The organism is Micromonospora sp. NPDC005161, from assembly GCF_053599855.1.
The window spans coordinates 1-13,802 of record NZ_JBSFYQ010000079.1; the positions used below are offsets into that span (position 1 = coordinate 1).

At 71.9% G+C, this 13,802-nt stretch carries 11 protein-coding genes and 1 pseudogene; 5 read left to right on the forward strand and 7 right to left on the reverse strand.

The annotated features are described in order from the left end of the window. Positions 1-970: 970 nt before the first annotated feature. From ACWD5O_RS35520 to ACWD5O_RS35545, 6 genes and pseudogenes are all read right to left on the reverse strand, one after another. Positions 971-1,384, reverse strand: a complete 414-nt coding sequence (locus ACWD5O_RS35520) for an SMP-30/gluconolactonase/LRE family protein (RefSeq protein WP_450087996.1) — start codon at positions 1,382-1,384, stop codon at positions 971-973. Beyond that, positions 1,308-1,805, reverse strand: a pseudogene (locus ACWD5O_RS35525) (SMP-30/gluconolactonase/LRE family protein); the annotation flags it as partial. The pseudogene ACWD5O_RS35525 and the gene ACWD5O_RS35520, both read right to left, overlap by 77 nt. Continuing rightward, positions 1,796-2,518, reverse strand: a complete 723-nt coding sequence (locus tag ACWD5O_RS35530; RefSeq protein ID WP_450087997.1) for an SDR family NAD(P)-dependent oxidoreductase — start codon at positions 2,516-2,518, stop codon at positions 1,796-1,798. The pseudogene ACWD5O_RS35525 and the gene ACWD5O_RS35530, both read right to left, overlap by 10 nt. Next, positions 2,515-3,411, reverse strand: coding sequence for a dihydrodipicolinate synthase family protein (locus ACWD5O_RS35535; protein ID WP_450087998.1), 897 nt, complete (start codon positions 3,409-3,411; stop codon positions 2,515-2,517). The genes ACWD5O_RS35530 and ACWD5O_RS35535 overlap by 4 nt, the downstream gene beginning before the upstream one ends. After that, entirely contained in the window at positions 3,412-4,572 is a 1,161-nt protein-coding gene (locus ACWD5O_RS35540; protein WP_450087999.1) for a mandelate racemase/muconate lactonizing enzyme family protein, read from the reverse strand. Further along, positions 4,572-7,829 (reverse strand): hypothetical protein, encoded by a 3,258-nt coding sequence (locus tag ACWD5O_RS35545; protein ID WP_450088000.1) that lies wholly within the window; start codon positions 7,827-7,829, stop codon positions 4,572-4,574. Before ACWD5O_RS35545 ends, ACWD5O_RS35540 begins: the two co-directional genes overlap by 1 nt. Before the next feature lie 114 nt (positions 7,830-7,943). Between ACWD5O_RS35545 and ACWD5O_RS35550 the strand changes: the two genes are divergently transcribed. Genes ACWD5O_RS35550 through ACWD5O_RS35570 form a run of 5 tightly spaced genes read left to right on the forward strand, consistent with a single transcriptional unit; the run spans position 7,944 to position 12,808 of the window. Beyond that, complete coding sequence (locus tag ACWD5O_RS35550; protein ID WP_449940667.1) at positions 7,944-8,750, forward strand: IclR family transcriptional regulator; 807 nt, start codon at positions 7,944-7,946, stop codon at positions 8,748-8,750. Beyond that, entirely contained in the window at positions 8,747-9,694 is a 948-nt protein-coding gene (locus ACWD5O_RS35555; RefSeq protein WP_449940664.1) for a carbohydrate ABC transporter permease, read from the forward strand. Before ACWD5O_RS35550 ends, ACWD5O_RS35555 begins: the two co-directional genes overlap by 4 nt. Beyond that, positions 9,691-10,536, forward strand: coding sequence for a carbohydrate ABC transporter permease (locus ACWD5O_RS35560; protein WP_449940661.1), 846 nt, complete (start codon positions 9,691-9,693; stop codon positions 10,534-10,536). Before ACWD5O_RS35555 ends, ACWD5O_RS35560 begins: the two co-directional genes overlap by 4 nt. Before the next feature lie 26 nt (positions 10,537-10,562). After that, positions 10,563-11,846, forward strand: a complete 1,284-nt coding sequence (locus tag ACWD5O_RS35565; RefSeq protein WP_450088001.1) for an extracellular solute-binding protein — start codon at positions 10,563-10,565, stop codon at positions 11,844-11,846. Further along, complete coding sequence (locus ACWD5O_RS35570; protein WP_450088002.1) at positions 11,843-12,808, forward strand: glycoside hydrolase family 88 protein; 966 nt, start codon at positions 11,843-11,845, stop codon at positions 12,806-12,808. Before ACWD5O_RS35565 ends, ACWD5O_RS35570 begins: the two co-directional genes overlap by 4 nt. Before the next feature lie 119 nt (positions 12,809-12,927). On the opposite strand, the gene ACWD5O_RS35575 is transcribed toward ACWD5O_RS35570, so the two are convergent. Then, on the reverse strand, positions 12,928-13,802 hold an 875-nt coding region (locus tag ACWD5O_RS35575; protein ID WP_450088003.1), incomplete at its 5' end, for an RNA-guided endonuclease InsQ/TnpB family protein.

Sequence of the window (13,802 nt, forward strand, 5' to 3'; positions counted from 1 at the left end):
GCGCACGCCCAACACCGCCATCAAGGCGGTGTTCCTGGAGGACATCGCCGCCCTGATCGGCCTGGGGTTGGCCGGTGCAGGCCTGGGGCTCGCCGGCCGTTCCCGGGCCGGGCGTGAGCCGCTGCTCGACGTCGGAGTCGGCTGCGGAACACCGCCGACCCGGCCAGGTAGGCCAGGATTGCGTACGCCAGCACGCCAACCACCAGGCCGACGGCCGCCAGTTCGCCATACCCTTCCGGCCAGCACCGGAAGCAGCCACAGGAGCGGCGCACCTCGCAGGACGCGCCCTTCCCTGCTCAACGCCGCCAGCATCGGGGCAGTTTACATACGGGGACGTCGATCAGCGCTCCCACGCACACCCGGCCTCACGCCGCGGTGTTCCGTACGCCCGGGGCCGGAGCGTGGCACAGGCAGATCCACGAGCAGCTACGGATCGAGCCCCCAATTTAGGAGTCGTCCCATCGAATGTCGGCAGACCCGGCCCGTAGTGCCGGCGACAGCGTCGGTCGCGGCAACCAGCGACGAACCCGCTCACATCGACACGACCGGACGCCGGCTCGATCCGCCTGCCGTGATACTCCGTAGTTCGCGCTCGCTCGGCGGCTACTTATCTACTGGTGGTACGACCGCAGCCCGGCCAGGCTTGGTCGAGGTGACCGGCGGGGTGGCTCTCTCATCGGCTGCCCACCGGGGTTTGGACTCAGCCTGGTCCCGGTGCTGCAGGCCCTGTACGACTGGGGCGCCGCACGGGCCGCACGTACCGGTACCGCCATCGACGAACCTACCCGACCAGATCTCCGGGCGAGCGGCACGTGATACAGCTCAGGAACGACGGCGCCGCACGGCGGCGTGTCCGACGGAGATCGAAGCCATGGCTCGGTGGACAGTTTCGGTCATGTCGTGGCGTTCGCCAGCGCCGCCCGCCCCGGCGTATCCGGCGCCCCGGCGACCTTGTCGGAAGGCGCGGCCGTCAGCGCTGGACGGCGAAGCGGGCGGCCGGAAGACCGGCTACGCCGACGTCCGCGGTGAACACGGCTCCGGACAGCTCGGCGCCGTCCGACCGGGCGGTCGTGACGAAGATCCATCGATAGCCGGGACCGCCGAACGACATGTTCGTGACCAGGGGCGCGGGCAGGCGTAGCGTGCGGTCCGGAGCGAGGTCGGGCGTGTAGCGGAACACCATGCCGGATCCCCACGAGGCCACCCAGACCCCGCCGTCGGCGTCGACGGCGATCCCGTCGGGGTGCCAACCCGCACTGCGGCAACGGGACGGCCTTCGGGCCCGTACGCGGGGTGACCGTGTCGGCGAAGCTGTCAGCGTGGTAGAGGAGGCGCCCGCCCGGGCTGGTGTCGACGCCGTTGGATGCGCCCACGTGCCCGGCAAGGATGCGATGGTTCAGGTCCGGCTCCACCACGTACAGGGCGGCGCGTTCGGCCCGGGTACGGTCAATCGACCCGACGTAGAGGTTGCCGTCGCGTCCGCACACCGCGTCGTTCAGTGCCAGGTCGGGCGGCCCGGGCAGGGACAGCAGAGGTTGGAAGGTTCCGTCGTCCGGGTCGAGGGTGCCGATGTCCCGCCCGGAGACGCCGAGCCATCCCCCGTCGGCCCGCGGCACTAGGGCGGTGACCGGCCGGTCGCAGGTCGCGCCGGAGGCGGTGCCGGCGGCGGGATCGAGGGCCCAGAGGCGTCGGTCGTCAATGTCCACCAGGTGCAGGCGGGCCGAGGCCTCGTCCCAGACTGGACACTCCCCCAGCTCACAGCGCAGGTCAGCCAGCACCGCCCAGTCCCCAGATGTCACAGCCATCTCGCTCGCAGGTCGGGGCGGAGCCACGCCGCTGGTGAGGCGATCGACAGGCCACCGTCGACGGGCAGCACGACGCCGGTGATGAAGTCCGCTGCCGGCGAGGCGAGGAACGTCACGGCGGTGGCGACGTCGTCGGGTCGGCCGACCCGCCGCAGTGGGTAGCCCTCGGTGACCGAGGGCAGGTCGGCCTTGCCGATCATGCCGGGGGCGACGGCGTTGACGCGGATGCCCGCGGGACCGTACTCGAGCGCAAGCTGGCGGACGAGTCCCTCCACGCCAGCTTTCGCGGCCGCGTAGCCCGGCAGGCCGGGCGCGGCGACGGTGGCGTTGACGGAGCTGACCGCGACGACGGCGCCGCCGCGCGGCAGCAGGGGCAGGGCAGCGCGGACGACGTAGAACGTCGAGCCGAGGGTCGCGTCGAGGGCCGCCCGCCACTGCGCGTCGGTGGTCCGCGTCGCCGGAGCGACGGGCATGACCGCGGCGGCGGGCACCACCACGTCGAGCCGGCCGAGGGTGCGGTGGGCATCGGCGACGGCGCGGGCCGCAGCCTCCGGGTCGGCGCAGTCGGCCACCAGTTCCGCCGCGAAGGCGGGGTCGCTGTGCTGTTCGAGGGAGACGCCCACGACGCGATCGCCGGATTCGGTGAAGGCGCGGGCGATCGCGGTGCCGATCGGCGAGGAGGCACCGATGACGAGGATGCCGCGTCCGCTCACCGGGCAAGCCCAAGGTCGGCGAGGATGGTGGCGAGTGAGTCGCGGCTGGCCGGGTCGAGCGGGCGGGCCGGCGAGCGGACGGTAACGTCGGCGATGAGGCCACGCCGCACCAGCACCTCCTTGTGCACCGCCCAGGCGATGCCCTGCTGCAGGCCGAACAGGATCAGCGGCAGCAGCCGGGCGAAGCCCGCGCGGGCGTCGGCGTGCCGGTCGGCCTGCCAGTCTGCGAGCACCGGGCCGAGCAGGTCGGGGAACTCGCAGGCGGGCATGGTGCCAATCGCTCCGCGGGCGTACTCCTCCAGGCAGAACTGGGCGTTCTGGCCGCCGAGCACGGCGAAGCGGTCGTCGGCGCGGGCGGCGACCACCGCGACCACCTTGGGCGCGGTCGGCGGCGATTCCACCTTGACGGAGGTGACGCCGTCGAGCTTGCCGAGCTCGGCGATGAGGGTGGGCGGCATCGTCACGCCGGTGGCGCCGGGCGCGTCCTGGACCATGACCTCGACCCCGGCAGCGGCGGCCACGTCGCCGTAAAAGGCGAGCAGTTGGTCGGAGGTCGGCTTCACCATGAACGGAGGAAGCACCATCAGCGCGGTCGCGCCGCCGGCCACCGCGGCGCCGGCCTGTTCGATCGCGGTCACCGTCGACGTGCCGTTGACCCCGGCGACGACTGGGACCGCGCCGGCGACCACCTCGGTGACGGTGGCGAGAATCCGGGCCCGCTCCTCGGTGGTGAGCGCGAAGCCTTCGCTGGCCATGCCGAAGACGGCGACGCCGGTGACGCCGCTGGCGAGCTGGAACTCGGTGAGCCGGCGCAGGCTGGGCAGGTCGAGGGCGCCGTCGGGCCCGAACGGGGTGGCGAGGATCGGCACGAGGCCGTGCACGGTGTGGGGCACTCAGGACTCCTTGGCCAGGGCGCGAACCGTCTCGGCGTCGACATCGACGCCGAGACCGGGACCCGCGGGCAGATCGAACGCGGCCGGGTGCACGGGCACCGGCCCGGTGAGGATGCGGGATCCGACCTCGGTGGAGGTCGGCTGGTACTCGAACGCGGCGAGGTCGGCGACCGCCGCGGCGACATGCAGGCCGGCGGCGAGCGAGACACCCATGCCGACCGAGTGGTGCGGTGCGACGGGCACGTGCCGGGCGGCGCACAGTTCGGCGATCGCCATCGCCTCGGTGATGCCCGTACGGGCCACGTCCGGCTGGGCGATCCGCAACGCCCGCGCGTCCAGCCACTGCGCGAACTCGTACCGGTTGCGCAGCGTCTCGCCCACGGCGATCGGCACGGTGGCGCGGCTGACGAGTTCGGCGTGCCCGGCGACGTCCTCTGGGGCAAGCGGCGCCTCCAGGAACCACGCGCCGCGATCGGCGAGACCACGCGCCAGCGCGGTTGCCTCGTCCACCCCGTACGCCCAGTGCCCGTCCACGGCGATGCGCAGGCTGGGCGCGGCCTCGCGGACCGCGTCGACGGTGGCGAGGTCGGCGGCGACGCCGTGCCCGAGGTGCAGCTTGACCGCGGCGGCGCCCCGCTCGGCCCAGTTCCGGGCCAGCGCCGCGCGCTGCGGGTCGGTGGGGCGGGGCAGTCCGGAGACGTACGTGGGCAGCCGGGTGCGGAACGCGCCGCCGAGCAGCTGGGCGACGCCGAGCCCGGTCAGCCGTCCGGCGAGGTCCCAGAGCGCGATGTCCACGGCGGCGAGCGCGTCGGCCTGGTGGCCGACCAGGTGCCCGCGCTCGCGCATCAGGTCGCGCAGCCGGTACCAGGCCGGGCGCGGCGCGGTGGCGTCCATGCCGACCAGCACCGGCGCGAGCAGCAGGTCGACCACGGCGGCCGGCACCTCCGGCGCCACCGGCGCGAGGGCCTCCCCCCAGCCGGTGGTGCCGTCCTCGGCCAACACCTCCACCAGCAGCGTCTCGTAGCGGGACGAGTAGAGGCTGCGCCACGGCTCGCGGACCTCGTAGCCGCCGCCGATGGCGCTTCCGTCGCTCTTCGGCCCCAGGTACGCCTCGTCAGCGCGCACCTTCAGCACGTGGGTGCGCACCTCGCGGACCCGCATCACGCCTCCTCTCCGCAGGCCAGCCGCACCGGCCGGGACCGCCGGTCGCCGATCTGCACGACGTAGGTGAACGCTGCGGACAGGTCGTCCACGGGCACGGTCCACTCGTTGGGGTGCACGGTGCGGTCGAGTTGCCGCCAGGTGGCGCCGTCGTCGAGCGACCAGTGCAGGGTCGCCGGCTCGCGGTGGGCTGCCTGCACGTAGGCGTGGTAGCGGCTGCCGTCCGGCTTGGGGATCAAGATGCCGCGCACCGGACCCACCGGGCCGTCGTCGAAGTGGTGCGCGCCGACCGGCGCCGCGTCGGTGCGGTGCAGCGGTACGTCCAGCGGGCCGACGCCATGTACGACGATCGCAGTGATGCCGTGCCCGGACACCTCGACGGTGAGTTGGTGGTCGACCACGGTCGCCTCCTCCGGTGCGCAGCGGTCGCGGATCACCGTCGCCCGGTACGGGGTGGCGGCCGTCATGGGCACCCGTGCCGCGTCCAGCGTGACGGTGACCGTGGTCGGGGTGGCCGACGCGTTGGTGAGGCTGACGCAGAGCCGGTCCCCGCCCTCGGCGGCGATCCAGTTGACCTGCTCGGTGTCCAGCCGCACCAGGCCCTTGGGCAGCCACAGCCAGACGCCGTCCTCGCCGTGGAAGCGGCCGGGCCGGTGGCCGTAGACGCGGTAGACGAACCAGACGTAGTTCTGCTCGAACTCGGCCGGGAAGGCGATCGCGCCGCCGGAGCGGGTCTCGTGCTCGGCGATCAGGTAGTCGATGGCCATGCCGAGTTGGGCGGGTGCGTGGTGGTAGTAGATGGTGGTGTTGCCGAACGGACCGGTCCAGGGGAAGTCCGGGCGCAGGTGGTGGACCGTCAGCTGCCGGTAGTAGTAGCCGGGGTAGTTGGTGAACCGGCCGACCAGCGCGTTGTGCGCCACGTCCCGCAGCAGGTCGTCGCCGGTGTGCGCGGCGAGGCGGAGCAGGAACGGCGCCCACGCCGGGTTGAGGGTGAACCCGTTGAACCGGTAGGTGTTCATCGCCTCGATGCTCAGTCCGGTCGGTGACACCTGCCAGGCGGGCACCACCTCGTCGGGCACGTCGCGGGCCGGATAGTCGTGCAGGGCGGCGGGGTCCCACCAGCCGGTGAGCTCGATCTGCCGGTCGACGAAGAGCGGTCGCTGCGGCACGGGCACCGGGCCGTCCGGCACCGGGCGGGCGAAGACCATGGTGACGAACCGCTTCGCCTCCCGGTACGCGGCGTCCAGGTAGCGCCGCCGGCCGGTTTCCTCGAACATCTCGAGCAGCTCGACCCAGGCGCGGCAGTAGTAGATGGCGAAGTCGTGCGGGTCGGCCGCGCCGCCGTACGGCTGGTCGAGCTCCTCGGCGATGTACCGCTCGGCGGCCTCCTCGGCCTGCTGCCGCAGCTTCGGATCCCGCGTCATCCGGTACGCGGCCAGCGGCTCACTCATCGGGGTGCGCTTGAGCCAGTAGTCCTGTGTGTCGAGCGAGGAGAGCGCGAGCTCTCGGGCGGCGGTGAGTGTGCCCCGGGACAGCGCGTACAGGGGGCCGAGGGCGGGCGCGCCGAACGGGGTGCCGCACAGCTGGTGCTTCGTCGGGTCACCGTAGACAGTGGCGTCCTCGCGTGGCGTCCAGCCGTACCCGTTGCGGGACAAGTGGAACTCGGCCGTCGGTAGCGCCCGGGTGTCGTACAGCTCGTCGTCGCCGGTCAGCTGGTAGGCGCCGAGCAGCACTACGGTGGTGGTCGCGCGGACGGCCTGGTCGTTCTCGATGTCGATGAAGCCCTTCGCCCGGCTCCACCAGCCGCTCGGTGACCCCTGGTAGTCGACCCGGTCGTCGGTGTCCGGGCCGGCCTTCATCAGGTCGATCAGGTTGTGCACGGTGTCGGTCAGCGAGGCGTGGACGTTGCGCCGGTACGCGGTGTAGCCGTACTCGCCGCGCAGCAGGTCGCGGTACGCGTCATACAGCTCGGCATGGCCGGCGTACACCCCGACGGTGAACCGGTAGGGCTCGCCGGCGCGCCGGTCGGCGCGCCGGCCGTACTGCGGGGCGTAGAGAGTGGGCTGCACCGTGCCCTCGGGGGTGCCCAGGCTCATCCCGAACGGCTGGTCGTCGTCGCCGCGCGCCGACTCGTACTCGAACGGCAGCTCCGCGGCCGGGGCGAACAGCCCGGTGGTGACCGGGCCGCGCTGCACCAGGCACAGCGGCGCGAACAGCTCGTCGCGCCCGACGGACGCCGGCCCGCCGACCATCCGGGCGTGCCGCAGTGGCCCGCACAGCACCTCGTCGATCTCGTCGACGGGTGCGGCGGCGAAGGCCCGGTAGGCGATCACGAACCTGCCGTCGACCTGCGGGATCAGCTCGATGTCCACCGTGGGGTGCGGCCCGGCCAGCCGCCAGGTGACCGTGAGGGAGAACAGCTCTGGGTTGCCACCGCTCAGCCGGACCGCGTCCGGGCCGAGCAGCTCGACCTGGTCGAGCGCCACCGGGTGCCGATCGAGTGTCCGTTGTGGATTCCGGCGGCTACCGCCGCCGCCGTGCAGCACCAGCCACCGCTCGCCGAACCGGTCGCCGCCCACCGGTTCCCAGCCGCCGTCCGCCCGGATGGACAGGTCGGCGGCGTACCCGGACCCGCCGTCCCACCGCAGCGCGGCGATCTCCAGGCGGTGCGCGGCCCCCTCGACCGCGGCGTACGGCTCGACCACCGCCTTGGTCAGGTCCGGGCTGGCGGTGTCGGCGCGGTCGGCGGCAGGCGGCGTACCTGGGCCGAGGTCGACCACCTGCACCGGGGCGAACCCGGCGGCCATCCCGGTGGCCCCGACGCCGACCCCGCCGCCGTCGAGCGGCTCCGGGTCGGTGACGATCACCGGGGTGCGCCCATCCACCGTGACGGTGAGCCGGCCGTCGACGACGGTGACCTCGACGGGCAGATACCGCCCGAAGTCGAAGGACACGATGTCGTCGGCAAGCAAATCGTCGCGCCCGCCGGCGTGCCGGAGCACCGACAGGTACCGCACGCCGGTGCGGATCCGCAGCCGGATCGCGTACCAGCGCTCGGCGTCGGCGTTGACCCGCAGTTCGGCGGTGCTGACACCGGTGCCGTGGCGCGGTTCCGGCACCCGCACGGCGGTGCGGACCACGTAGTTGCCCGTCATCGCCGGCAGCGCCGCGCTGAGCAGGTGCCGCCCGTCCGGGTGGCCGTGGCCGTCGACCTCCGTCGGGCCCCCGAAGGGCAGGAATGCAGGCTCAAATGTCACAGAACCGCCCCCGTGGCGCGGTTCTGCAACTCGCATGCAATGGACGGTTGACACGATGCAGCATGGGGGTCACTCTGGCACAGCAATGGATGGGACGTCCAGAAGGAGATGCCGGTGGCGAGTGATCAGGGCACCAACCAGAGCGTCGAGAAGGCGGCCGCCGTGCTGAACGCCTTCCTCGGCGGCCAGCCCGCGCTGCGGGTCTCCGATGTCGCCCGTCACGCCGGCCTCGGCCAGTCGACCGCGTCCCGCCTGCTGGCCACACTCGAGGCCTGCGACCTCGTGCAGCGCGACCAGGTCAGCGGCCTATACCAACTCGGCCCCGCGCTCATCACGATGGCCGGCGTCGCGCTCAACAGCCACCCGGTGCACCGCGAGGCCCGCCAGCGGGCACAGAACCTCGCCGCCGAACTCGGCCTCGGCGCCAACGTCGCCGTCCGCCGCGGCGCCACGCTGTTCTACCTGTGCAACTTCGAGGGCACCCTCGCCCCGCGGTCGTTCGTCCTCATCGGCCAGCACAACCCGCTGCACGCCACGGGCATCGGCAAGTGCCTGCTCATCGGCACCGACCCCGAAGAGCGCCGGGCACTCCTGCCCGATCTGCGCGCGTACACCCCGTCCACCATCACCGATCACGCCGCGCTGGACGAGGCCGTCACTCAGGCCGCCCAGGGCCGTTACGCCACCGAGGTCGAGGAACTGGCGCTGGGCCGCGCCTGCATCGCGTCCCCGATCCTCGACCACACCGGCACCGTCTGCGCAGCGCTGTCGGTCTCCGGACCGCTCTCCGCGATCGCCCTGGACACCCGGGAGGCCGAACTGTCCCGCATGGTCATCGAAGCCGCCGACGCCATCAGCACCGGCCTGGGCTACCTCGGCCCCGCCGACCGCATCCCCAGCCGAATGCAGGCCGTCCGATGAGCACCGACACCGCCCACCCGGACACCACCGGCCGCACGCCGGCGTCCCCGCCGGCCGGCAACCGCCCGCCCCGGTCACTCGGCGACGGCGCCTTCGCCGCGCTGCTCATGCTCCCCGCCCTGGCGATGCTCGCCGCGATCGTCGTCTACCCACTGGTCGCCTCCCTGGTCACCGCGTTCTTCGAGCAGAGCCTCGTCGAACCCGGCCGCACCTTCGTCGGGCTGGATAACATCACCGACCTGCTCGGCGGCGACTTCTGGCGGCTGCTGCGGCAGACGCTGGTCTTCACCGTCGGCGCCACCATCGCACCGTTCCTCGTCGGCCTGGCCCTCGCGCTCGCCCTGAACACCCGCATCCGCGGCCGCGCCACCCTCCGCGGCCTGCTGCTCATCCCGTGGCTGGTGCCCAGCGTCGTCGTGTCGTTCCTCTGGATGTGGATCTTCAATGCGAACTACGGCCTCGCCAACGGCGCGCTGGAGGCGCTCGGCCTGATCGACGCCCCACAGGCCTGGTTGGCAGGGTCGGGCACCGCGATGACCGCGGTCATCGTCGCCAAAACCTGGGCGAGCTTCCCGTGGATCATGGTGATGATCCTCGCCGGGCTGCAGACCGTACCGGTCGAGCTGCACGAGGCAGCCGAGACCGACGGCGCCGGCGCGGTCCAGCGGTTCTTCGCCGTCACTCTGCCGCACCTGCGCGGCATCATCGGCATCGTCCTGCTGCTGGAACTGATCTGGAACTTCCAGCACTTCGACCTGATCTACGTGATGACCGGCGGCGGCCCCGCCGGCGCCACCGAAACCTTCGCCACCGCGGTTTACGAGACCGCCTTCCAGGGCTTCGACCTCGGCCGTGCCGGTGCGCTCGGCCTGCTCTGGATGGTGCTGCTCCTCGTCATGGTCGCGGTCTACGTCCGTCGGTCCGAGCGGGAGGGACAGCTGTGAGGAAGCGCTCCGCACGGGAGAGCCGCGGTTCCCGCGCCGCGGCGTGGACGGCCGTCGTCGTCCTCGGCGCCTTCGGGCTGCTGCCGGTGTACTGGATGCTGGTCACCGCGTTCACCCCGGCCCAGCAGACCTTCCGCTACCCGCCGTCGTTCGTCCCCACCGAGCTCACCCTGGACAACTTCACCCGCCTCGCCGACGAACCCGCGCTGGCCCGGTACCTGGTCAACAGCCTGGTCGTCTCGATCGTCACCGCGGTGCTGAGCGTCGTGGTGTCGGCGTACATGGGCTACGCGTTCTCCAAGTTCCGCTTCCGCGGCCGGCGCAGCCTGATGTACTTCGTGCTCTCCTCCCAGATGTTCCCCCAGGCCCTGCTGCTGGTCACCCTCTACGCCCTGTTCAGCGCCTACCACCTGCTCGACACCTACACCGCGCTGGTGCTGTCGTTCACCACCTTCACGCTGCCGCTCTGCGTCTGGATGCTCAAGGGCTTCTTCGACACCATCCCCGACACCCTCGTCGAGGCCGCCCGCGTCGACGGCGCATCGCGGCTACGCACCATCCACTCGGTCATCCTGCCGCTTTCGGCGCCCGGTCTCATCGCCGCCGGTCTCTTCGCCTTCGTCCGCGGCTGGAACGACTTCATCTTCGCCCTCACCCTCGCCGGACGCGAGAAGACGACACTGCCACCCGGCCTGGTCAACGCCTTCCTCGGCGAGGCGACCGCGCAGTGGGCCGAACTCATGGCCGCGTCCCTGATCGCGTCCCTGCCCGTCGTAGTCGCGTTCATCGCGCTGCAACGGTTCCTGGTCGGCGGCATCACCGCCGGCGCCATCAAGGGATAACCACCACCCGTCCCGGAGGTCCAGCAATGAACAGCAACCTTTCCCGCAGGGACATGCTCCGCCTCGTCGGACTCGGCGCCGGCGCCCTCGGCCTGGGCGGCGTGGCCGCCTGCGCACCGAGCGCCGACACCCCCGAGGCGGATACCGCCAAGTCCGCCACCAACTTCTCGTTCGCGTCCTGGAGCCTGGCCGACAACGCCTCCAAGGCCAAGATCGAACAGCTGATGACCGGATACGGCAGCAAGGCGGGCATCACCGTCAACGGCGTGCCGCTGGCCTACAACAGCTACCTCAACCAGCTCACACTCCAGGTGCGCGGCGGGCAGTTCACCGGCGCCGCGCAGATGGACATCGCCTGGCTCGCCGGCCTCGCCGCGCTCGGCAAGCTCCGCGACCTCGGTGACGTGGCCAAGGACGCCGGCTACACGGCGGCCGCCCTCAGCTCGGGGCAGGTCGAGGGCAAGCAGATCGGCCTGCCCTGGACCACCGCCGCCATCGGCCTGATCGCCAACCGGGACCTGATGCAAAAGGCCGGCATCACCACCGCGCCGACCACCATCAACGACTTCGAGGCCGCGCTGCGGGCGCTCAAGGGCACCGGCGTCATCCCGTACGCCGCGTCCACCAAGGTCGCCCAGCTCAAGGACATCCTCATCTGGATGCAGACCTTCGGCAGCCCGCTGCTAGACGGGAACAAGGTCACCGTCGGCGACGACGCCAGCATCGAGGCGGTCGCCTGGTACAAGAAGCTGTACGACGACAAGCTCATCGCTCCGGACGTGGAGCGGGTCGACGCGCGTACCCTGTTCGCCCAGGGCAAGACCGCCATCTACGACGACGCCATCGTCGGCCGCGACTTCGTCGTCAAGGGCTCCCCAGACAAGTCCATCGCGGACAAGCTCGACCCGATCGCCCGGCCGGTGAAGAACGCCGGCGACAAGCCGCGGGCCGTGCAGTGGGGCCACGCCGTCGTCGTGGTCGAGGGCGAGGGCGCCAACACCGCCACCGACTTCGCGAAGTGGCTCACGTCCGACGAGCAGACCGTCCTCGGCTACTTCAAGGACCTGTCCCTGCCACCCACCACCACGGCGGCGCTGGCCTCCGAGCAGGTGAAGACCGACGCCTTCACCTCCCAGTTCAGCGAGCGGATCACCGCCACCGCCACCCCGAACCCGTTCTGGAAGTACCCCCAGTACGCCCAGATGGAGACCGCCATCTCGGAACACGTCCAGGCGGTGCTGGTCGGCAAGAGCAAGCCGGCGGACGCGATGCGCGAGGCCGGCCGAGCGGTGCAGGCCCTCATCAAGTGACCATCGAGCACGACACCCGGCTGGTGGCGGCGATCGCGGACGCGACCGCCGCCACCACGCCGCGGATCTGGGGTTTCGGCATCGGCGGTACGCTCACCGCCCTGCTCCGCGCCGCCGACGCGCTGCACCGCCCCGACCTCACTCAGCGGGTGGTCGACCTCGTAACGCCGTCGCTCACCGCACCGCCGGACCCCACCGACCACCTCATCGCGGTCGAGGCGCTGCTCGCCCTCACCGACCGCCGACCCGACATCGACGTAACGGACGCCTGCCGCCGCTGGCTCGCCGCCGTCCGGCACGCCCGACCGGCCCGCCCCGGCGGACCTCGCCTGCACCGTCCCGACCTGCCACCCTGGTCGTCAACGGTCTGGGTCGACTGCATGCACACCGACGGACCCGCCCTCGCCACACTGGGCCACCCCGACGAGGCCGTCACCTACGCCACCGAGTACGCCGACGCGCTGCAACTGCCCCACGGGCTGTTCCAGCACGGCTACGACGCCCGGGCCGAACGGGGCAATGGCGTCGCCTGGGGACGCGGGCAGGCGTGGGCGCTGCTCGGCCTCACCGACACCCTGATCCACGCCCCCGACCACGGGCTCGCCGAGCGGCTCACCCGCCTGGTCGACGCGCTCGCCACTCACGAGCGCGACGGCGAGTGGTCCACGGTGGTCGACGACCCGGACGCCCCGGTCGAGGCGAGCACCTCGGCGTACCTGGCCTGGGTGGTGCCGCGCGCTGTCGACGCCGGGCTGGTCGACCCCGCCCACCGGGTGATGGCCGACCGGGCCTGGCACGCCACCCTCCGCCGACTCACCGGCGGCGCCCTCGCCGTGTCCGAGGCGACGCCCGTCGGCACCGCCCTCGACTACCACCGCCGGACCCTCGGCGTCTTTCCCTGGGGCCAGGCCCCGCTCCTGCACGCCGCCCTGGACCGAACCACTGCCAAGGAGAACGGTTGACATCCTCCACCGCCCTGAAGGGCGGGGATTCCCTCGGTCACCCGAGGGGGTTCCTGTTTCACCGGGCCGCGCCTTCACCGCTTTCGCGGGTCGGGTCTTATCGGCCCTCCACAGGCGTTTCACCTCTCCGCCAGCCCGGCGGCGAGAATGTTGCGGGCGGCGGCGATCACCTGCCGCCCGTACCAGGCGGCCTTGTACTCGACCATGCTGCGCAGGTGCGTCCACGCCGCATCGGAAATGGCGCGGGCCAGCGAGTGGTTGCGCAGCATGTTGCGCACACTGAGATCTTCGATCACGACCGTTTGGTTGTCGCGGACGAGTCGAGTCGACAGCTTGTGCAGGTGATCCCGCCGCCGGTCGGCTATGCGGCAGTGGATGCGGGCCACCGCAAGCCGGGCTTTGGCCCGGTTCTTGGTGTCCTTGCCCTTACGGGACAGGTTCCGCTGCGCCTTGGCCAACTTGCGCCGGTCGGCGCGCTCATGACGCGGGTTGGTGATCTTCTCCCCGGTGGACAAGGTGAGCAGGCTCGTGATGCCCACTTCCACCCCGACCACCGTGGACAGCGGCGGCAGTGCCTTGACGGTGGGGTCATCGACCAGCAGGGACACGAACCACCGACCGGCCGCGTCGCGGGACACCGTGACCGTCGACGGTTCGGCCCCTTCGGGCAGGGGCCGCGACCACACGATGCCCAGCGGGGCGTCCATCTTGGCCAGGGTGAGTTGCCCGTGACGCCAGCGGAACGCCGAGCGGGTGTATTCCGCCGACGCCCGGGACTTGCGCTTGGCCTTGAAACGCGGGTAGCGCGACCGCTTGCCCCAGAACGCGGCGAACGCGGCTTGCAGGTGCCGCAGCGTCTGCTGCAACGGCACCGAGCTGACCTCGTTAAGGAACGCCAACTCCTCGGTGCGCTTCCACTCGGTCAGCCACGCCGAGGACTGCACATAGGTGCTGCGCTGCCGGTCAACGGCCCACGCACGGGTGCGCGCCTCCA